The organism is Rhodococcus sp. G6(2025), assembly GCF_058628105.1.
Window position 1 is genome coordinate 202,669 of record NZ_CP179750.1, and the last position, 18,396, is coordinate 221,064.

Below are 18,396 nucleotides of genomic sequence, written 5' to 3' on the forward strand. Positions count from 1 at the left end.
GCGCTACCGCCGCACCGCGCCGCATTCCTGCAGGAGGTTGCGAAAGCCCGCCAGCAGGGCCGCCAGGCCGAGTTCGAACGCCTGCTCGGCCCTCGCCGGGCCGCGGGGTGCGGCGGCAAGCGCCCGCGTCAGGGCGTCGTCGGTCGTCGTCGAATCCGCTTCGATCATGACCTCCGGCGCGGCCGCGTCCAGGGCGGCCCCGAGGAGAAAATTCTCCGCGGCGGTGATGACGGCCATGATGTGGTCGTCCGGGAAGCCGGCGTCGCGCAGTCCGGCCGCCGCCGAGTGGTACACCGAGAGCGAGCCGGGATCGCGCACCGTCTCGGTGGCCAGGAGGCGGATGGCGGTGGGGTGCCTGCTGAACGCTGCCCGATAGGACCGGGCCCATTCGGAGAAGGCCTCGTCCCAGGGCAGGCGCTCGAAGGCCGATCCGTCGATTTCCCGGACGACGCGGTGGCGAACCAGTTCGACGACGGCCGCGCGGCCTTTGGCATGGTGATAGATCGACGACACCTGCACATTCAGGTGCCGGGCCAGATCCGGCATCCTGAAGTCGCCGTCACGATCGACCAGTTCGAGCGCCGCCTCCGCGATGCGTTCGCGGTCCAGGCGTGCGACGCGAGGTCTGCCCATCGGTGCACCCACCTCTCCAATCGAAATTCATTCGATTATGCCCTTGTGGCGCCGGTCACAACGTTCTAGTCTAATCGAAACACATTCGATTAGAACCTCGTCGCGTATCCGCGCCCCCGGGTTTCCCCGCCGCCGCGCCCTTGCCCTGACTGGAGACGTCCCTCATGAAGAAATCCGCACCCGGACCCGCCTCCGGCACGCAGCTGGAAGGCGGCGCCCTCGGCACCTCCGGCATCGTGTTCTTCGTCGTGGCGGCCGCCGCGCCGCTGCTGGTGATGGCGGGGGTGGCTCCCCTGGCCCTGAACGTCGCGGGCATCGGGGCGCCCGGCGGGTACATCCTGGCCGGACTCGCGCTGGGCGTGTTCGCGATCGGCTTCACCGCGATGAGCAAGTACATCCACAACGCGGGAGCGTTCTACTCGTACATCTCGATCGGACTCGGCCCCCGCTGGGGCCTCGCGGCCGCGGTACTCGCCCTCGTCTCCTATAACGCCCTCGAGATCGGGATCTTCGGCGCCCTCGGGTATTTCACCCAGTCCACCATGGCGGATCTGGTCGGACTGAATCTTCCGTGGGGACTGTGGTCGCTGATCGGCGTCGGGCTCGTCTGGTTCCTGGGGTCGCGATCGGTCCATGTCGGCGCCCGGTTCCTGATCCTGCTGCTCTCCGCTGAGACGGGGATCCTCGTCCTGCTCGCGGCCGCCGTCCTTCTCCGGGGCGGCGCCGAGGGGCTCGGTGTCGAGTCGTTCGCTCCCGCCCACGTCTTCAGCCCCGGCCTGGGTGGGGTGCTGACCCTGGCGTTCGCCGCGTTCATCGGGTTCGAAGCGACCGCCCTGTATCGGGAGGAAGCGAAAAACCCCTCCCGGACGATCCCCCGGGCGACCTACCTCGCGGTCGCATTCCTCGGCCTCTTCTACGCCTTCATGGTGTGGATCATCATCCAGGCCTACGGCCCGGATCAGGCGCTCGCGCTCGCAGCCTCCGATCCCGCCGCAATGTACTTCGACGCCATCGAGAACTACGTCGGCGGCTGGGCGAGCACGCTCATGGAACTGCTGATCATCACGAGCATCCTCGCCAGCCTGCTCGCGTTCCACAACGCGATCACCCGCTACGCCTTCGCGCTGTCGCGCGAGCACGTACTGCCGCGGGTCCTCGGCACACTGCACCCGGTCTACAAGTCGCCGTACGTGGCGAGCGCCGTGCAGAGTCTGCTTGCGATGGTCGTGATCGTCGGGTTCGCGCTCGCCGGCGCCGACCCCTACCTTCAGCTCCTGCTCTGGGTGAATTCGCCCGGCGTCGTGGGCATCGTCGTACTCCAGGCCATGGCCGCCGCCGCCGTACTCGCATTCTTCTGGCGGGATCGCCGCGGGCATTCGGTGTGGAGGGTGCGGGTAGCGCCCGCTGCCGCGCTCGCCATGTTGACCTACGCGACGTGGTTGATCGTGGCCAAGATGGACTTGCTCACTGCCGCAGGACCCGCCGTGAACACGGTCCTCGTCGCCGTCACACCAGTAAGCCTGGCGATCGGGCTGGTGCTCGGTGCGCGGCTCGCGCGACGCCACCCCGATCTCTATGCCCAGTTGGGAACCACCGACGTGGACGCCGAACCCTCGGTCCCGCCCGGAGAAGTGAGCACCAGTCCCATCCCGCGCGGCAAGGCCACCTAGACGTGCCTTCACAGCAATCCGATCAGTTCGAGGTGGACGTCCGGCGCTACCGCCGGTGGCGCGATCGACGACGAGAAGCCGAACGGCACCGCGCCCAACAGCCGAGACCGGGCAAAGAGGTCGACGACATCCTCGACTTCGCCCGAACCTGGGCGCCATTCGGCGGACCCCCGGAGGAGGAGACCCTCGTCAACTTCGGGATGTGCCCAACTCGATTCACGGAACGACTCTGGCAAGTCATCGGCGAATTCGGCTGCGAGCGAGCCGACGAGACGCAACTGAAACGGGCCTATCCGCAACGCGAATAGCGAGGGTGCGGACCCTTCGGGATCGTGATCGATAATGATCGCATGCGGTCGCGGAGGAAGATCTTGGACGCCACGCTCGACTTGATCGCGAGTGACGGTTTCGAGGGGGTCACCATCGCGGCGGCGGCGCAGGGTGCGGGCGTCACGCGGCAGACCGTGTACTCCAACTTCGGGTCGCGCGAAGAACTGGTGTCGCAGGCGATCGCCGGTCTCGCCGTCGAGGTGCTGGGCGGGATCCACTCCCGCTCGAAAGCGACCGACACAACATGCGAGTACGTCGTCGAACTCATCGTCGCGGGCCGGGCCGCGGTGCGCGCGCATCCGGTGCTGGCTACCCTGCTGCAGGCGGAACGGGGAAACCCTGTTTTCGACACGGGCATGATGTCCCGCGCGAAACCCGTAGCGCGCGAACTGCTCGAGCCCCTCGTCGAGCGCGATCCCGGCGTGGAGTCGAGCCTGGACGATATCGTCGAGATCGCACTTCGGCTGGCGCTGTCGGTCGTCCTCTTCGACGACGACGCCGTTCACGCCGACGACGACCTTCGCCGGTTTCTCACCCGCTGGCTGTCGCCGGCGATGCCGTCCAGCTCGTAACGGCAGTCACAGTCACTTCTTGACACATCTCGCTCAGAGTGTCTAGTTTGAGCTCGCCTAAGAGAAATGCTCCACGCTGATCTTTCGACATCTCGCCGAGTGAGTCCGTCTGTGATCTGGGGGAAATCTGTGTCTGCACTCAATCGCCGCTCCTTTCTGGCCGGGGCAGCTGCCGCGGGCGTCGCGTTGGCGAGTCCGCGCATCGCGCAGGCCGGGACCGGAGGCCGCCGGACTACCGTGCCGCTCACCCGCGAAGATCACCGGGTCATCGTCGTCGGGTCGGGGTTCGGCGGCGGCGTCGCGGCGCTCCGACTCGCGGAGGCCGGCGTGCCCGTCCTGGTGCTCGAGCGTGGAATACGCTGGCCCACAGGGCCGGACGCGGACACCTTTCCCCGTGCGACCGCCCCGGACAAGCGCATCCTCTGGTACCGGTCCAGTCCGCAACTGTTCGGTGAGCCGGTGGCGCTGGAGCCGTACACCGGTCTGCTCGAGGCGGTGCCCGGCGACAACATGACCGCACTGTGTGCCGCCGGCGTCGGCGGTGGTTCCCTCGTCTACCAGGGGATGACGTTGCAACCGGCCGAGGCCGTCTTCAACACGCACCTGCCCGAAGCGCTCGACTGGGCCACGATGGACCGGGTTCACTACCCGCGGGTCGCGCGGATGTTGCGGCTCGCCGTCGCCCCCGACGAGTTGATCGACAGCCCGAATTACCAGGCCGCGAGGGTGTTCGCACAGAACGTGCAGCGAGCGGGACTGCCCGTGTCGAAGATCCCGATGCCGATCGACTGGAACTTCGCGCTCGACGAACTCCGCGGCCGGATGAAACCTTCGTACACCAACGGCGACGGCGCCCTCGGGGTCAACAACGGCGGCAAGCACTCGGTCGACGTCACCTACATCGCTGCCGCGGAAGCGACCGGCCGGGTGACGGTGGAAACCCTGCACCAGGTCACCGATGTCGAACGCGCCCCGGACGGTCGCTGGACCGTGTACGTCGACCGAATCGATACGTCCGGCAACGTACTCGAGAACAAGATCCTCACCACGAATGCCCTGGTGATGGCCGCCGGCAGCCTGGGCACCACCAAGTTGCTGGTGCGCGCGGCGGCGACGGGCCGGATCCCGGATCTGCCGGACGGACTCGGAACCGGCTGGGGAACCAACGCCGACCGAATCTATGTCTGGACGAGCCTCGAAGAAGAGTTCGGCGCTCCGCAGGGTGGCCCGGTCGTCTACGGCAGTTTGAACTGGGACGACCCCGCCACCGCCGTCACGGTCATCCAGGCGTCGATGCCACCACTGTCCCTCGACGCACGCAGCACCATGCTCGTCGGATACGGCGTCAGCGAAGGCCGTGGGAGTTTCGTGTACGACTCGGCCACCGACGACGCGGTACTGCGCTGGCCGAAGGAAGGCGACGCCGTCATCCAGAACGGCCGCATCGACCCGATGGTGCGGAAGATCGCCGGGCCGGGATCCATACTCACGGACACCAATTCGATCTTCCCTTCCACCTGGCATCCGCTCGGCGGGGCATCGATGGGCTCGGTCTGCGATCTCGAGGGCCGGGTGCTCGGCCAGCGCGGTCTGTATGTGCTCGACGGTGCCCTGATGCCCGGCAACACCGCGGCATGCAACCCGTCGATGACCATCGCCGCGGTCGCCGAACGCGCCCTGGACCACCTGGTCGCCCGCGACGTCGGAACGGTGATCTGACCATGCGCACCACCCCTTCTCGTCTTCGCCGCTCGCACACACCGCACGCTGTCCGGGTCGCCGTCCTCGCCGTCGTCAGCTGTATAGCCGCCGCGGTCGCGCTCACTGCCGGCGCTCATCCGGCACACGCCGCCCCCGGCGACGACTTCTGCACTCTGCCAGCCGAATTCGCGTCGGATCCGGGATCGATCATCCGCACCGAACCGATGCCGTTGTTCGCCTCGGTGCCCGGAACGGACGGCACCTGGCCGGGCGCCGGGCAGCGGGTGATGTACACGTCGCGGCTGCAGGACGGTTCCCCGACAGCGGTCACCGGGACCTTCATCGACGCCACCCGGCCCTGGAATGGCAGCGGCACGCGGCCGACCGTGATCATCGCGCCCGGCACGGTCGGGCAGGGTGATCAGTGCGCCCCGTCGCACGCGTTCTCCACAGGGCTGAACGTGACCACGGCCCCGTTCTCGTTGTCCGCCAACCAGGAAGCGCTGTCGGCCAACGTGTGGAGCGCGATGGGAGCGCGCGTCTTCGTCACCGACTACATCGGCCTCGGCACCCCCCGGAGTCCACACCTACGTCAACCGGCTCGAAGAAGCCCACGCCGTTCTCGACGCCGCGCGCGCCGCGAACGCACTCGGCGGCAGCGATCCGACGACGCCACTGGCCCTGTGGGGATACTCCCAGGGCGGTGGAGCCGCCGCGGCCGCCGCGGAGCTCCAGTCCTCCTACGCCCCGGAACTGAACGTCAAGGGCACCTGGGCGGGCGGACCGCCGGCCGACCTCCTCACCGTGCTCGCCCAGATCGACGGCAACCTCATCGGCGGTGCCATCGGGTTCGCGATCAACGCTTCGTCGCACGCCATCCCGAGTTGCAGAAACCACTGCACGAACGCATCACTCCCGAGGGCCAGGCAATGCTGAACACGGTGAGCACCGAGTGCATCGGTGACGTCATCACCAACCAGCCGTTCCTGCGCACCAGCACGTACACGAACGACCACAAATCCTTGCTCGACAACCTACGCGACATCCCCGAAGCCGCCCCCGTCTTCGACGCGCAGCGCCTCGGCACCCTCACCCCGAGCAGCCCGGTGCTCGTCACCAGCGGTCGCAACGACGACACCGTGCCCTACGAGCAGGCCCGCCAACTCGCCACCGACTGGTGCGACCGAGGCGCACAGGTCACCTTCCGCACCAACGACCTACCGCCCATCGCACCGGGCACCACCATCCCCAACCACTTCGGCCCCGAACTCATCGACGGCTACGACACCAACGGCGCCGTGTCCTACATCGTCGACCGGTTGAACGACACCCCGATCGCCGAGGGCTGCAGAGTGAACTGACACCGGTGGGTCTTCGATCGCGAAGACTACGCGACGCCAGGGTGGTCACGGCACGAGGCCGCGACCACCCTGGCGCTCACCGAGGGTGTGTCAGAGCGACGCGTCGGCGACAGCGCGGGAGTGCTCCAACTCGTCGGGGACGGAGAGTTCCGCCGCGAGGGCGTCGGGATCGGGGGCACCGGGCCCGAAGTGGGCGTACTTTTCGATGTGCTAGTCCAGGGACAGCGGGCTCGGGGTGCCGTAGGTGAAATACGACTCCCACGGCAGCTTGGCGCCTCCGACGGCCAGTCCGGTGTCGATGTCGGACATCTGCCAGGTCTTGGTCTCGGCGTCCGGGTCCAAGTGCAGGTAGCCGGCCTCGCCGAACAGCTCGATGCGGTTGCCGCCCGGTTCGAAGACGTACAGGAACTGGCTCTGCGTGATGCCGTGCTTGTCGGGGCCGGCTTCGATCTGAATGTCGTAGTCGCGGAACATCTCCACGGCGTCGATGTTGTGCTGCCCGGTGCCGTAGAAGAACGCGAGGTGGTGCAGCTTGCCGTGCCCGCCGGTCATGTCGCGCATGCAGGCGACCTCGTGACCGAGCACGTTCGAGCTCATCCACGCCCCGATCTCGACGTTGCCGTCGACGACCCGCTCGGTGGTCCGGAATCCGAGGTGCCGTTCGAAGGAGTCCTTCACCGCGGTCACGTCGGACGACATCAGGTTGAGGTGGTCGATGCGCTTGACGGGGATACCCTGCAGCGGCTTCTTGGACGGCCGGGTGAGGATCTTGCTCCGCAGTTCCGGGGGAGCGACGTACTTCTCGGCTTCCCACAACAGCTGCAGATTGTGTCCGTCGGGTGACTGGTACTCGAAGGTCTTGCCGTACCCGAACTGGTCTTCGCTCCACGTGCCGTCGACGTTGCCGTCTGTCAGTGACTTGGCCCGTCGCTCGAGCGCTTCGGGAGAACTCGTCCGCATCGCGGCGTGGCCCATCCCGGCCTCGGGTGCTTCGGTGATCTTCAGGCTCCACTGATACGGGTCCTCGTATCCGCGAAGGTACACCGACTGCCCTTCCCTGTGGGTCACGTACATCCCGAGGAACTTCGTGAAGAAGTCCAGCGTCTCCTGCGGCTTGGGGCTGAACAGTTCGGCACGGGCGAGGTGCGCGATGTCGAAACGAGCGTCACTCATGGCTTCTCCTGGTTTCCGACGTCCGGGCCTGCTGCACCGGTTGTGGTCGATGTCACGAGCGTGGCGGACGGGGTCCGGGGCGGTCAGCGCTTTTCGTGATAGCCGAACAGCGGTCGCGTGATGGCGCTCGCTGTCCGGCACAGCCGAATCGCCGGTCCCGGACCTGCGAATTCTTCCTAGCGTCGACCGCATCACCCCGCCTGCCCAGGGAAGGCCTAGAAGATGAGTCGATTGAAAGCCGCGATCGTCGGATCCGGGAACATCGGTACGGATCTGATGTACAAGCTGCTGCGGTCCGAGCACGTCGAACCCGTGTGCATGGTGGGCATCGACCCCGACAGCGAGGGATTGGCCCGGGCCCGCCAGGAGGGCCTCGAAGCCTCCGCCGGCGGACTCGACTGGCTCCTGGCCCAACCGGAACTGCCGGACTTCGTGTTCGAGGCGACGTCGGCGAAGATCCACGCCGCCGCGGCGCCGCGCTACGCCGACGCCGGAATCACCGCCATCGACCTCACCCCGGCCTCGGTCGGCCCGTACGTCGTCCCCGCGGTCAACCTCGACGCGCACCTGAGCGCACCCAACGTGAACATGGTCAGCTGCGCCGGCCAGGCCACCATTCCGATCCTCTACGCCATCAACGAGGTCGCCGACGCCTCCTACGGCGAGATCGTCGCCGCCATCGCCTCCCACAGTGCCGGCCCCGGCACCCGGCAGAACCTCAGCGAATTCAGCGAAAAGACCGGGAAGGCCCTCGCCCAGGTGGCCGGCGCCGACCATGCCAAGGCGATCTCGGTGATCAACCCGGCCGAGCCGCCGATGAACATGCGCGACACCGTCTACGCCAAGGTCCGCAACCCCGACCCGGCCGCCATCGAACGCGCCGTGGTCGACATGGTCGCCAAGGTCCAGCGGTACGTCCCCGGCTACTCGCTGCGTCTGGTCGACGTCGACGGCGACCTGGTCACCGTCATGCTCGAGGTCGTCGGCGCCGGCGACTACCTGCCCACCTACGCCGGCAACCTCGACATCATCACCGCCGCCGCCGTCCAGGTCGCCGACGTCATGGCCCAGCAGAACCTCGTCCAGGGAGCAGCACAGTGAGTAAGAAAGTCACGATCGTCGACACCACCCTGCGCGACGGCATGTCCTCCGTCTCGCACCAGTTCACCCCGCAGAACGTGGCCGACATCGCCCGCGGGCTCGACAAGGCCGGAGTGTCGACCATCGAGGTCGCGCACGGCATCGGTCTCGGCGCCTCGTCCATCCAGTACGGGTTCGCCGCCGCCACCGACCCGGACTACGTCCGCGCCGCCGTCGAGGCCGTCGAGAACGCCGACATCGCCGCCCTCTACGTGCCCGGCATCGCGACGCTCGCCGAACTGCAGAAGGCCATCGACGCCGGCATCAAGACCGTCCGCATCGCGGTGCACTGCACCGAGGCCGACTGCGGGCAGCAGCCGGTCGAGTGGGCCAAGGAGCAGGGGCTGACGGTGATGACGTTCCTGATGATGAGCCACAAGCTCGAGCCCGAGCCGCTGGCCGAGCAGGCCGCCAAACTCGACTCCTATGGTGCCGACGTCGTCTACGTCGTCGACTCCGCCGGTGCCATGGTTCCCCGGCACGCCGGGGACCGGGTCGCCGCTCTGCGGCAGGCGATCACCGCGGACATCGGGTTCCACGCCCACAACAACCTCGGTGTCGGGATCGCCAACGCGCTGACCGCCGCGGAGAACGGGGCCACGTTCATCGACGGGTCCCTGCGCGGTCTCGGCGCCAGCGCCGGCAACGCGCAGACCGAGGTCCTCGCCGCCGCGTTCGAACGCGCCGGCTGGGACACCGGGGTCGACCTTTTCCCGCTCATCGACACCGCCGAACACATCGTCGCACCGCTGATGAAGGAACCGCAGATCGTCGACGAGACCGCACTGGTCCTCGGCTACGCCGGTGTGTACTCCACGTTCTTCCACCCCACCAAGCGGGCCGCGAAGAAGTTCGGGGTGCCCGCCCGCGACATCCTCATGGAACTCGGCCGTCGCGGTGTCATCGGTGGTCAGGAAGACATGATCATCGACGTCGCCTCCGAACTCGCAGGCCGCACCTACGAGACCCCGGCCCCGGCCGGGGTCTGACAGGCAAGGAGCACCATGACCACGACGGAATCCGTAACCGGGGCGACCGAGGTTCGTCACCTCATCGGTGGCGACTGGGTGGCCGCCTCGGACGGGGCGACCTTCGAAACCCGTGATCCGCACGACGGTTCACTGCTCGGGACGGTCCCCCGCGGAACCGCCGACGACGGCGAGGCCGCGATCACCGCAGCCCGCACCGCATTCGATGACGGTCCGTGGCCGCGGATGTCGCCGAAGGAGCGTGCGAAGATCCTGCACGCAGTAGCCGACAAGGTCGACGAACACCGTGAGGAACTCGCGCTGATCGAGACCCGTGACGGCGGCAAGAGCATCAACCAGTCCCTGCACGCCGAGATCCCGCGGGTGGCACACAATCTGCGGTTCTTCGCCGACTATGTGTCGATGGCCGCCAACGAGGCCTACCAGGACGGCGACCTGCTCTCCTACGTTTTGTACCCACCCGCCGGGGTGGTGTCGGCGATCAGCCCGTGGAACGCGCCGCTGATGCTCGCGACGTGGAAGATCGCCCCCGCATTGGCCTTCGGCAACACCACCGTTCTCAAACCCGCACCGCAGACGCCGCTCACCGCGCACCGGTTCGCGCAACTCGCCCTCGAGGCCGGCCTTCCCGAAGGCGTACTCAACGTGGTCCACGGATTCGGGGGCGAGGCCGTCGCCGGTCCGCTCACCGCGGACCCGAGGGTCGACCGGATCACGTTCACCGGTTCGAGCGCCACCGGCGTGCGGATCCTCCAGGCCGCCGCGGTGAACCACACCCCGGTCTCGGCGGAGATGGGCGGCAAGTCCGCGAACATCGTCTTCGACGACGCCGACCTCGACGTCGCTGTTCCGATGGCGATCCGGGCGATCTTCGGCGGCAACGGGCAGGTGTGCCTGTCCGGCTCCCGCCTGCTGGTGCAGAACTCGATCATGGACGAATTCCTCGACCGGTTCACCGAGGAGGCGAAGAAACTCACCGTCGGCGACCCGAAAGACCCGTCGAATTTCCTCGGCCCGCTGATCGAGCAAAGACACCTCGAGAAGGTGCACGGCTACGTCGAACTGGCCCAGGAGGAGGGCGGCAAGGTCGTCACCGGTGGGTCGCGGCTCACCGACGATGCGCGGGCGAAAGGCTTCTACTACCCGCCCACGGTGATCACCGGGCTCACCAACGACTCGCGCACCGCGCGTGAGGAGATCTTCGGGCCCGTCGAGACCGTCCTCGGGTTCGACACCGAGGACGAGGCGTTGCGCATCGCGAACGACTCGCCATACGGGTTGGCAGGGATTCTGTTCACCGACAACCTCAACCGTGCGCACCGCATGGCCGCACGGTGGAAGGCCGGCACGGTGTGGATCAACACCTTCTTCAAGCGCGACCTCCGACTGCCGTTCGGTGGCGAAGGCAGCAGCGGCCTCGGACGCGAGGGCGGCCAGTACTCCCGCGAATTCTTCACCGAGCCCCGAGCGGTCACCATCCGCCTGCGGAGTTGATCGAACTCGTCCACCAGCGGCCGGGGCGGTACCCACCGTCCCGGCCTTCGTCTTTCCGAACCGAGGAGAACTGTGCTGTGACTACACCCGACCTTTGTGTCGTCGTCGGTGCGACCGGTGCGATGGGCACCGAAATCACCCTGCGACTGGCCCGCCGCGGGCTGCGAGTGCTGGCCGTCGCCCGCAGAGGCGACGAACTCGAGAAGCTCGCGATCTCCGACGACCTGATCACGCCGTGCGTCGCCGACATCGCCGACGACACTGCAATCGACACGATCTCTGCGTGTATCGACTCGCCCGTTCGGATGGCGCTGTTCGCCGCCGGCCTCCCGGTGCGGGGTTCCGTCGACACGATTCCACCGGGCGACCTGGCCCTGGCGACGAACATCAAGGTGGGCGGACTCGTCCGCCTCCTGCACGCCGTCCGCGACCATCTCGTCGACGGCTCCCGCTTCGTCACCATCGCCGGCTCCCTCGGTCTCGAACCGGGTCCGCTCGATGCGGCGCCCGGCACGGCGAACGCGGCGGTCTTCAACCTCATGCGCCAACTCAGTGCCCTCTACGGGCCGAAGGGTGTCACCACCCACACGATCGCTCCCGGACCGGTGGACACTCCGAGGCTGCGTGCCTTCGTCGAAACCGAATCCGCCGAAACCGGGCAGGATCCGGAGAAGATCTGGAACCGCTACCGCGCCAAGACCAGCCTCGGTCGGCTGCCGACGCTCCAGGAGATCGGCTGGATGGTCGAGACCCTGCTCGCTCCGGAGGCCGCGGTGCTGCACGGCTCGGTGATCAACGTCGATGCCGGAACCCGCCACGGAATCCACTGACCAACTCCCGAAAAGGATTGTCACCTATGCCTGTCGCCCACTTCCACCTCGTCGACGGCGCCTACACCGCCGAGCAGCACCGAGAACTGCTCACCGCCGCGAGTCGGTGCTACTCCGAGGTTCTCGACTCACCGATTGACCGCGTAAGGGCGTTCATCGTGCGATACCGGCCCGACGATGTCGCTGTCGCGGGAACCACCGTTACAGACGGCGCGCCCGCTGCGCCCTATTTCACGGCGATCGTGCTCGCCGGACGCCCCGCCTCGCAACGTCAGGAACTTGCGGCGCGGTTCACCGATCTGATCGTCGACATCCTCGGTGCGCAGCGTGCGCTCGTGCGCGGACAGATCATCGAAGTCGACCCGGCGAACTGGGCGATCGCGGGGACCGCGGCCGCCACCACTCGTGCCGGTGAGATCGCGGCTCGTGCCCAGGCTGTGCCCTGAGCTGCACCACACATACGTATGGGCGGCCGCGACATTCGTCGCGGCCGCGCCAGCCGTCGGCACTCGGTTCAGAACCCCCAGGGCTCGTCGCGCCCGAGGAGTTCCAGCGACCGGAAACTGCCGGTGTAGAAGACGAGCGGGTGCCCGTCGTCGTACCAGAGTTGCTCGACCCGGCCCACGTGCAGCGTGTGGTCGCCCGCGGGGTGCGAGGCGACCACGGTGCACGCGAGATGCACCAGAGCGCCTTCGAGGAGAGGCACGCCCCTGCGCCACACGAACCGAACCCGATCCGGTTCGTGTGCCGCGCCCGCGAAGTGCAACGACACAGGTTCCTGGTCTCCGGCGAGAATCGAAACGCCGTACGTCCCGGTCTCTCTGATCTTCGTGTCCATCTTCGCGCGTGTGGAGATGGACACGAGCACCAGCGGTGGGTCCAGCGACACCGAGGTGAACGCATTGGCGGTCATCCCGTGCACCGAGTCCTCGTCTTCGCATTCGGCGGTGGTCACGATGGTGACACCGCTGGCGAACCGCCCCAGCGCCTTCCGCAGGTGTAGCGGCGTCACCTCGGGATCGAGTTCGCCCACTGTCTCGGTCATGGCTGCGCTCCTCGTCGTCGGTTCCACTCAGCCCCGAACGATCCTCAGATCGTCGTTGCCGATCAGGTCGGGCCGGGTCCAGCCGTCCACGTCGTACTCGGACATGCACTGTTCGGCGAATCCCTTGAGCGCCAGATCCTGTCCGGTCGCCTGGTAGGCGAACAACGTCTGGAAGCGGACGGCCTCGTGATCGCCGCCGTAATTGCGCTCGTAGAGTTCGTGCCGCCCACCGAACTCGGTGCCGACGGCGTCCCACAGCAACTTGAGCAACTGGACGCGGTCGATCGCGGCGACGCCGTTCGATCCGCGGACATACTGGTCGAGGTAGGGACGCATGGCCGGGTTCGCCCAGTCGCTCGCATGGGAGTTCAGGTAGATCAGCCCGCTGCCCAGCACCTGCTGGATGATCTCCTTGACCCGCGGATACCCCACACCCATGAAGGTGCGATAGGCGAGGCCGTAGTTCAGGTTCGGCTGGACGGCGCCGTTCACCCACTGTTCGGGTGACTTGGCCATCGCGTCGGACAGCCCCCAGAACATGTCGCGCCAGTTGAGGATCTCCCCGATCTGCATCTGCACACCGCGGAATCCCGCGGAGCCGGTCATTTCCACACCCTTCATCACACAGCCGGCGATGAAGTCGAGCTTCACCGCGAGCCGAGCGCATCCGTGGAACATGAAGCGGGAGAGAAATCCCGACTTCATGACGAAGCCGTTCGCGGTGTCGGTGTCGTAGGCGAAGACGTTCTCCCACGGCACCAGCACCCGGTCGAACACCATGATCGCGTCGTTCTCGTCGAACCTGCTCGACAACGGATAGTCGAACGGCGTGCCCATCACCGCAGCGTTCATCTCGTAGGAGGTGCGGCAGAACAACTTCAGTCCTGGCGAATCCATCGGCACCGTGAAGATCAGGCCGTATTCCTTCTTGCGCAGCGGCAGTCCGTAGTGGGCGATGAAGTTCGCGTTGGTGATCGCCGATCCCGTCGCGACGACCTTCGCGCCGGACACGATCAGACCCGCATCGGTCTCCTCGACGACGTGCACGCACACGTCGGCGGTTTCGTCGGCCGGCTTGTCGCGGTCGATCGGCGGATTGACGATGGCGTGGTTGAGGTAGAGCATCCGCTCCTGCGCGTGCTTGTACCAGCGCAGGGCGTTGTCGCGGTACGGGCCGTAGAAGTCGGCGTTGGCTCCCAGCGTGCCGAGGAACGAGGCCTTGTAGTCGGGCGACCGGCCCAGCCAGCCGTACACCTCACGCTGCCAGGCCACGATCGCGTCACGGGCGAGCACCAGGTCGTCCGCACTACGAGCGGTCTTGAAGAAGGGGTGCGTGAAGCCGCCGTTTCCGGTATCGGTGGGCACCGCCAGCACGCCCTTCGCCTCCGGCTGGTGCAGTGCGTCGTACATCCGCGCCACCGACCGCGCCGAGTTACGGAAAGCCGGATGGGTGGTGACGTCGTCGACGCGCTCCCCGCGGAAGTAGACCTCGCGGCCGTCGCGCAGCGACTCGAGGTACTCGTCGCCCGTCATGGGCCGGACGTCGTTCGGAACTCCGACGCGATCGTCGACGAATGCTGATGTGGTCATGGAGTCACTCCTGGTCTCGTTGGGCAGGAACCTGTTTCGGAAGGCGAGGACGTCGGCGCGCCTCGGTCACCGCTGTCGGTGTCGTACTCGACGGGGTGGGGTATATTGACCCGAACGCCACGTTCCTGTGATCTGGAACACTATTAGGCGGAGGTGTGGTGGAACATGGCTGAGCGCGAACAATCGAATGACTCCGCGCGCACCGACGTGCCCGCGATCGTCTCTCTGCGAACACGGGAGCTCGATACCGGGGAGGGCCGTATGCAGTGGGCGAGCACGCTGGAGCGGCTCTACTGCGAGACGGACGTGGCGTGGCCGGAGCCTCGGCGTCACTTCGACGCGGAGTGGGGCGGGCGACCGTTCGGTGATCTGCATGTCAGCACGATCCGGGCCGACGCGCACACCGTCGTCCGATCGCCGGCGATGATCCAGTCCGATTCGGGGGAGGGGTATTTGGTCTGCCTCGTCACGGACGGAAGCGTGGAGGTCCGGCAGTCCGGCCGGGCCACGGTGGTGGAGCCGGGTTCCTTCGCGCTCCTCGACTGCGCCGCACCGTTCGTGTTCCACTCACCCGCCCCGTTCCGACAGGTCGTGGTTCGATCCCCCCGCGAGGTGCTCACGTCGCGCCTTCCGGGACGAATCGTCGAACACGGCACGGCGCGCTCGATTCACGGCGACACCGGGGCTGGCGGACTGGTCGGTCGGTTGTTCGTCGATATCGCGGACATGGACGCGCCGATGTCGCAAGGTGCTGCCGTGTCGTTCGCATCCTCCGCCGTCGACATGCTTGCCACGGCCCTGACCGAGGGCCTGTTGGCGACCAGCGCTGCAGACCTGCACCGCACGGAGGGCCTCACGCGGGTTCAGCGGGTGATCGAACAGAATCTCCACGACGCCGACATCACGCTGTCGGACATCGCCGCGGCAGCGGGTATGTCGCTGCGCACCGTGCACAAGCTGTTCAATGCGGAGGGCACCACGACGCGGGCCTGGCTGTACCAGGCCCGCCTCGAGGCTGCGCGAAAGTACCTGCTCACCACGGATCTGTCCGTCGCCGACGTCAGCGAGTGCGCCGGCTTCCGCGACGTGTCCCATTTCAGCCGGTTGTTCCGCAGCACCTTCGGCTCGAGCCCCGGCCTGTACCGGAAGGAGCACGCGCGCAGAGGTTCGTGATGCGCTGCGCCAACAAGTACGGTCAGGGAAGAACGGTGTCCTCGTTGCTGAAGAGCATCGTGACACCACCGGTGGCGAAGTTCGCGAGATCTCCGGCGGCCGTCTGCCCAGCCGGTGACGACAGAGCCTGCGCGGCGGCATCCTTGGAGTCGAAGAACAACTCGGCGAGCGCGTATGCCGCGGGAGTAGTGCCGTCGAGGGTCTCACACTTGCCGGCGGCGAATTGGACGACCCCGGGCACCTGCCGGACCAGCGGCAGGTGTTTTGTGGCGTAGTACTCGTCGAATTCCGCCGGGTCGGTCGGCGGGTTGTAAATGATGCTCACTCGGTACATGAAATTCCTGTTCTCGACGTCGTAGGTCGGGTTGGGGGACAGTGGGATCACACGGCCTCGGCCGCCGGCCGCGGAGTGTTCACGGTGAACTCCTCCTTGAAGATCAACCGCGGCGACATGCGGCGGCGTTTCAAGGCCTTGACGGCGGCGGCGACCATCGCGGGCGGTCCGCACAGGTATGCGCTGTGGCCACGGCAACTGGCGAAGTCATCCAGCACGGCGTCGGTGACCATTCCCGTTGCCCCGTCCCAGTTCTCCTCACTGAGGACCGGGTGATAGTGGAATCGGGAATCGGTCGCCTCCATCGCGCGGAAGCACTCGACGTCGTAGAGGTCGGCTTCCCGGCGACCACCGTGGTAGAGGTGAATCGCCGGTAGCAGATCGTGGTCCAGTGCATGCCGGACAATCGATTTGAGCGGTGCGAGCCCGGTGCCTCCGCCGATCAGGATGGCCGGCTCCTCCCGGGCTTCGACGACACCGAACTGGCCGAGCGGTCCACGCAGATCGATGCGGTCACCCACCGCGAGTGAGTCGAAGATCCAGCCCTCGGTGGCGAGGCCGCCCGCCGTATTCCGGACGTGGAACTCGAGCAGCCGTTGCTCGGACGGCGGGTTCGCCATCGAATACTGGCGCGCGACACCGGAGCCCGGCACGATCAGTTCGGCGTACTGACCGGCGTCGAACTCCATCGGCTCGTCGAGTTCGACGACGAGCCTGCGGGTCTGCCGAGCGATGTCGGACAGTTCCCGTACTGTGCCTATGTAGTCGCGGAGGGGGTGCATCGGCCGGCCGGGGTCGGCGTCGTTCACGGGGGCGATGGTCAGGTCTCCGTGCGGTTTCGACTGGCAGGCCAGCGCGAGTCCCGACGAGCGTTCGTCGGCGGAGAGGATGGTCTCCTCGGCGGCGCCGTGGTCGACCTCCCCGGAGAGAACCCGGATCTTGCACGTGCCACAGGTCCCCTGTGAACAGGCGTGCGGAAGCCAGCGATTCGCCCGCAATGCGGCTTCCAGGACCGACGTGCCGGGTGCGACCGGGAACGCCCCGTCCTGCCCCGACACCGTCACCATACGGTCCATCGGTCAGACCTCCCAGGTGACGTGCAGGCCCTGCGGTCCGCGGAACGTCCATCCCCAGAACTGCGGGGCGCGGTCGGGATCGGGCTCGATGTTCGGGATCGTCTCGAACAGCTCCTCGAGTGCGATCCGCACGATCGCGGTACCGAGATACGTTCCGGCGCAAGCATGGTTTCCCGCTCCGAACGCCAGATGCGGCATGATGGGCCGGTCGATCTCGTAGGCCTCCGCGTTCTCCCAGACGGACTCGTCTCGATTGGCCGAACCGTATGCCAGCATGACCGGTGTTCCCGTCGGCAGGTCGATGCCGCCGATGGTGACATCGCGGCCCGCGACCTTCACCGCGGCACTCCAGATCGGGGCCACCCAGCGCGCGCCCTCGTTGACGGCGCGCGGAATGAGGGTGGGGTCGTCGATGACGCGTTCGAGCTGGTCGGGATGCTGGAATAGCCCTGCCAGGGTGGTCGTCATGACGTGCCCGGGCTCCTGAAGGGCGCCGAGCAGGAACACGTAGATGTTCGGGTAGATCTCGGACCGGTCGCGGACCTGGCCGTCGGGCGTCCCGTCGTGCAGCCAGTGCGAGATCAGGGTGTGGTCGGGATGTTCGGTCCAGCGGTCGAGCATCGGGCCGACAGCGGCGACGATCTCGGCCTTCACCTGGTCACCGGCCTCGAACGGCCCGGGATTGGCGAAGTTTCCGTTCTCGTCGACTTCCGCGTTCCCGTACGACTGCGCCAGCGTCTGGAACCAGCGCACCAATGTCTCCGAAGGGATTTCGGTGAGACCCATCAGGTCCCCAACCGAACGCACACTGATCGGCGCGAAGTAGGCCTCCTGGATGTCTGCGGCACCCAGATCCTCGATCCCTTCCAGGAGGCTGCGCGCCTGCGGCCGGACCAGCGCTTCTACATAGGAGTCCACTGCACTGGGCCGCAATTGGGGATCGATCCATTCGCGAATTTTCTCGTGCTGTTCACCGTTGGCGGCGAGTACGGTACCTTTCCCGAAGGTTCGTCCACCCGAGGGCGCGATCACCGTGGACCAGGTCTCGGAATCCTGCGCGATCTGCAGGCAGAGGTCGCGCGACGACACGACGTGCATCCCTACCGCGGGCACGAACGCAATCGGGGCCTCGCGCCGGAGCCGGTCGTAGATCGGGTTCGGATCGCGGTCGAGTTCCTCCATGGTGATCGATTCGATCCACGTGGTGCTGGTGGTCATGACGCTGTCTCCTCTGAAGTCGTTCGCAAGATTCGAAGTGGGCGCGGCCCGGAGCCTTTCGGGGATC

The 18,396-nt window shown here is 67.0% G+C and carries 16 protein-coding genes and 2 pseudogenes; 11 read left to right on the forward strand and 7 right to left on the reverse strand.

The genetic code is table 11. The features are described from left to right. Positions 1-3: 3 nt before the first annotated feature. Positions 4-633: a TetR/AcrR family transcriptional regulator gene (locus tag ACLIVD_RS01030; RefSeq protein WP_317570869.1), complete on the reverse strand. Its 630-nt coding sequence runs from the start codon at positions 631-633 to the stop codon at positions 4-6. 164 nt (positions 634-797) lie between these two features. Here ACLIVD_RS01030 and ACLIVD_RS01035 point away from each other — a divergent pair, with 164 nt between their 5' ends. The 5 genes and pseudogenes from ACLIVD_RS01035 to ACLIVD_RS01055 all read left to right on the forward strand — a co-directional run bounded on the left by ACLIVD_RS01035 (position 798) and on the right by ACLIVD_RS01055 (position 6,267). Continuing rightward, entirely contained in the window at positions 798-2,303 is a 1,506-nt protein-coding gene (locus tag ACLIVD_RS01035; protein ID WP_491931791.1) for an APC family permease, read from the forward strand. 2 nt (positions 2,304-2,305) lie between these two features. Further along, complete coding sequence (locus tag ACLIVD_RS01040) at positions 2,306-2,611, forward strand: hypothetical protein (protein WP_491931792.1); 306 nt, start codon at positions 2,306-2,308, stop codon at positions 2,609-2,611. Between the two features lie 42 nt (positions 2,612-2,653). Beyond that, positions 2,654-3,205 carry a TetR/AcrR family transcriptional regulator gene (locus ACLIVD_RS01045; protein ID WP_491931793.1) on the forward strand — a complete coding sequence of 184 codons (552 nt, stop codon included), beginning with the start codon at positions 2,654-2,656 and terminating at the stop codon, positions 3,203-3,205. A 129-nt stretch (positions 3,206-3,334) separates the two neighbouring features. Next, positions 3,335-4,924, forward strand: coding sequence for a GMC oxidoreductase (locus tag ACLIVD_RS01050; protein WP_491931794.1), 1,590 nt, complete (start codon positions 3,335-3,337; stop codon positions 4,922-4,924). Positions 4,925-4,926: 2 nt separating this feature from the next. Beyond that, a pseudogene (locus tag ACLIVD_RS01055) lies at positions 4,927-6,267 on the forward strand (lipase family protein). A gap of 90 nt (positions 6,268-6,357) precedes the next feature. Here the strand turns inward: ACLIVD_RS01055 and ACLIVD_RS01060 are convergent. Further along, positions 6,358-7,440 (reverse strand): annotated as a pseudogene (locus tag ACLIVD_RS01060) (VOC family protein). 222 nt (positions 7,441-7,662) lie between these two features. Between ACLIVD_RS01060 and ACLIVD_RS01065 the strand changes: the two are divergent. The 5 genes from ACLIVD_RS01065 to ACLIVD_RS01085 all read left to right on the forward strand — a co-directional run bounded on the left by ACLIVD_RS01065 (position 7,663) and on the right by ACLIVD_RS01085 (position 12,339). Beyond that, positions 7,663-8,541 (forward strand): acetaldehyde dehydrogenase (acetylating), encoded by an 879-nt coding sequence (locus ACLIVD_RS01065; RefSeq protein ID WP_283335704.1) that lies wholly within the window; start codon positions 7,663-7,665, stop codon positions 8,539-8,541. Beyond that, positions 8,538-9,569: a 4-hydroxy-2-oxovalerate aldolase gene (gene dmpG / locus ACLIVD_RS01070; RefSeq protein ID WP_283353024.1), complete on the forward strand. Its 1,032-nt coding sequence runs from the start codon at positions 8,538-8,540 to the stop codon at positions 9,567-9,569. Before ACLIVD_RS01065 ends, dmpG begins: the two co-directional genes overlap by 4 nt. A 15-nt stretch (positions 9,570-9,584) precedes the next feature. Further along, the gene (locus ACLIVD_RS01075) at positions 9,585-11,063 is read left to right on the forward strand and encodes an aldehyde dehydrogenase (RefSeq protein ID WP_491931795.1); all 1,479 of its coding nucleotides are present in this window, start codon (positions 9,585-9,587) and stop codon (positions 11,061-11,063) included. Positions 11,064-11,140: 77 nt separating this feature from the next. Next, positions 11,141-11,893 carry an SDR family NAD(P)-dependent oxidoreductase gene (locus tag ACLIVD_RS01080; protein ID WP_283353022.1) on the forward strand — a complete coding sequence of 251 codons (753 nt, stop codon included), beginning with the start codon at positions 11,141-11,143 and terminating at the stop codon, positions 11,891-11,893. A gap of 26 nt (positions 11,894-11,919) precedes the next feature. Beyond that, complete coding sequence (locus tag ACLIVD_RS01085) at positions 11,920-12,339, forward strand: tautomerase family protein (RefSeq protein WP_491931796.1); 420 nt, start codon at positions 11,920-11,922, stop codon at positions 12,337-12,339. A 68-nt stretch (positions 12,340-12,407) separates the two neighbouring features. Here the strand turns inward: ACLIVD_RS01085 and nphA are convergent, their stop codons facing one another. Together nphA and ACLIVD_RS01095 are read right to left on the reverse strand one after the other, a co-directional pair. After that, a complete protein-coding gene (gene nphA, locus ACLIVD_RS01090) occupies positions 12,408-12,938 on the reverse strand; it encodes an NADH-dependent flavin reductase (protein ID WP_005572670.1) in 531 nt (176 codons plus the stop codon). A 27-nt stretch (positions 12,939-12,965) separates the two neighbouring features. After that, complete coding sequence (locus ACLIVD_RS01095) at positions 12,966-14,528, reverse strand: 4-hydroxyphenylacetate 3-hydroxylase family protein (protein WP_005572668.1); 1,563 nt, start codon at positions 14,526-14,528, stop codon at positions 12,966-12,968. A 165-nt stretch (positions 14,529-14,693) separates the two neighbouring features. Here ACLIVD_RS01095 and ACLIVD_RS01100 point away from each other — a divergent pair, with 165 nt between their 5' ends. Further along, positions 14,694-15,701 (forward strand): AraC-like ligand-binding domain-containing protein, encoded by a 1,008-nt coding sequence (locus ACLIVD_RS01100; protein WP_491931797.1) that lies wholly within the window; start codon positions 14,694-14,696, stop codon positions 15,699-15,701. Positions 15,702-15,723: 22 nt separating this feature from the next. Here the strand turns inward: ACLIVD_RS01100 and ACLIVD_RS01105 are convergent, their stop codons facing one another. The 3 genes from ACLIVD_RS01105 to ACLIVD_RS01115 are packed head-to-tail and all read right to left on the reverse strand — an operon-like array spanning position 15,724 to position 18,329. Next, positions 15,724-16,086 carry an EthD family reductase gene (locus ACLIVD_RS01105; protein WP_491931798.1) on the reverse strand — a complete coding sequence of 121 codons (363 nt, stop codon included), beginning with the start codon at positions 16,084-16,086 and terminating at the stop codon, positions 15,724-15,726. Beyond that, on the reverse strand, positions 16,083-17,111 hold the full coding sequence (locus tag ACLIVD_RS01110; RefSeq protein ID WP_491931799.1) for an NADH:ubiquinone reductase (Na(+)-transporting) subunit F: 1,029 nt from the start codon (positions 17,109-17,111) through the stop codon (positions 16,083-16,085). The genes ACLIVD_RS01105 and ACLIVD_RS01110 overlap by 4 nt, the downstream gene beginning before the upstream one ends. A 3-nt stretch (positions 17,112-17,114) precedes the next feature. Beyond that, on the reverse strand, positions 17,115-18,329 hold the full coding sequence (locus ACLIVD_RS01115) for a cytochrome P450 (protein WP_491931801.1): 1,215 nt from the start codon (positions 18,327-18,329) through the stop codon (positions 17,115-17,117). Positions 18,330-18,396 lie beyond the last annotated feature (67 nt).

Excerpts from the sequence above, each read along its gene's own strand:
- ACLIVD_RS01045 (WP_491931793.1), top strand. The coding sequence starts at position 2,654 with ATGCGGTCGCGGAGGAAGATCTTGGACGCCACGCTCGACTTGATCGCG.
- ACLIVD_RS01095 (WP_005572668.1), bottom strand. The coding sequence starts at position 14,528 with ATGACCACATCAGCATTCGTCGACGATCGCGTCGGAGTTCCGAACGAC.
- ACLIVD_RS01030 (WP_317570869.1), bottom strand. The coding sequence starts at position 633 with ATGGGCAGACCTCGCGTCGCACGCCTGGACCGCGAACGCATCGCGGAG.
- ACLIVD_RS01115 (WP_491931801.1), bottom strand. The coding sequence starts at position 18,329 with ATGACCACCAGCACCACGTGGATCGAATCGATCACCATGGAGGAACTC.
- ACLIVD_RS01110 (WP_491931799.1), bottom strand. The coding sequence starts at position 17,111 with ATGGACCGTATGGTGACGGTGTCGGGGCAGGACGGGGCGTTCCCGGTC.
- ACLIVD_RS01035 (WP_491931791.1), top strand. The coding sequence starts at position 798 with ATGAAGAAATCCGCACCCGGACCCGCCTCCGGCACGCAGCTGGAAGGC.
- ACLIVD_RS01085 (WP_491931796.1), top strand. The coding sequence starts at position 11,920 with ATGCCTGTCGCCCACTTCCACCTCGTCGACGGCGCCTACACCGCCGAG.
- ACLIVD_RS01075 (WP_491931795.1), top strand. The coding sequence starts at position 9,585 with ATGACCACGACGGAATCCGTAACCGGGGCGACCGAGGTTCGTCACCTC.
- ACLIVD_RS01065 (WP_283335704.1), top strand. The coding sequence starts at position 7,663 with ATGAGTCGATTGAAAGCCGCGATCGTCGGATCCGGGAACATCGGTACG.
- nphA (WP_005572670.1), bottom strand. The coding sequence starts at position 12,938 with ATGACCGAGACAGTGGGCGAACTCGATCCCGAGGTGACGCCGCTACAC.
- ACLIVD_RS01100 (WP_491931797.1), top strand. The coding sequence starts at position 14,694 with ATGGCTGAGCGCGAACAATCGAATGACTCCGCGCGCACCGACGTGCCC.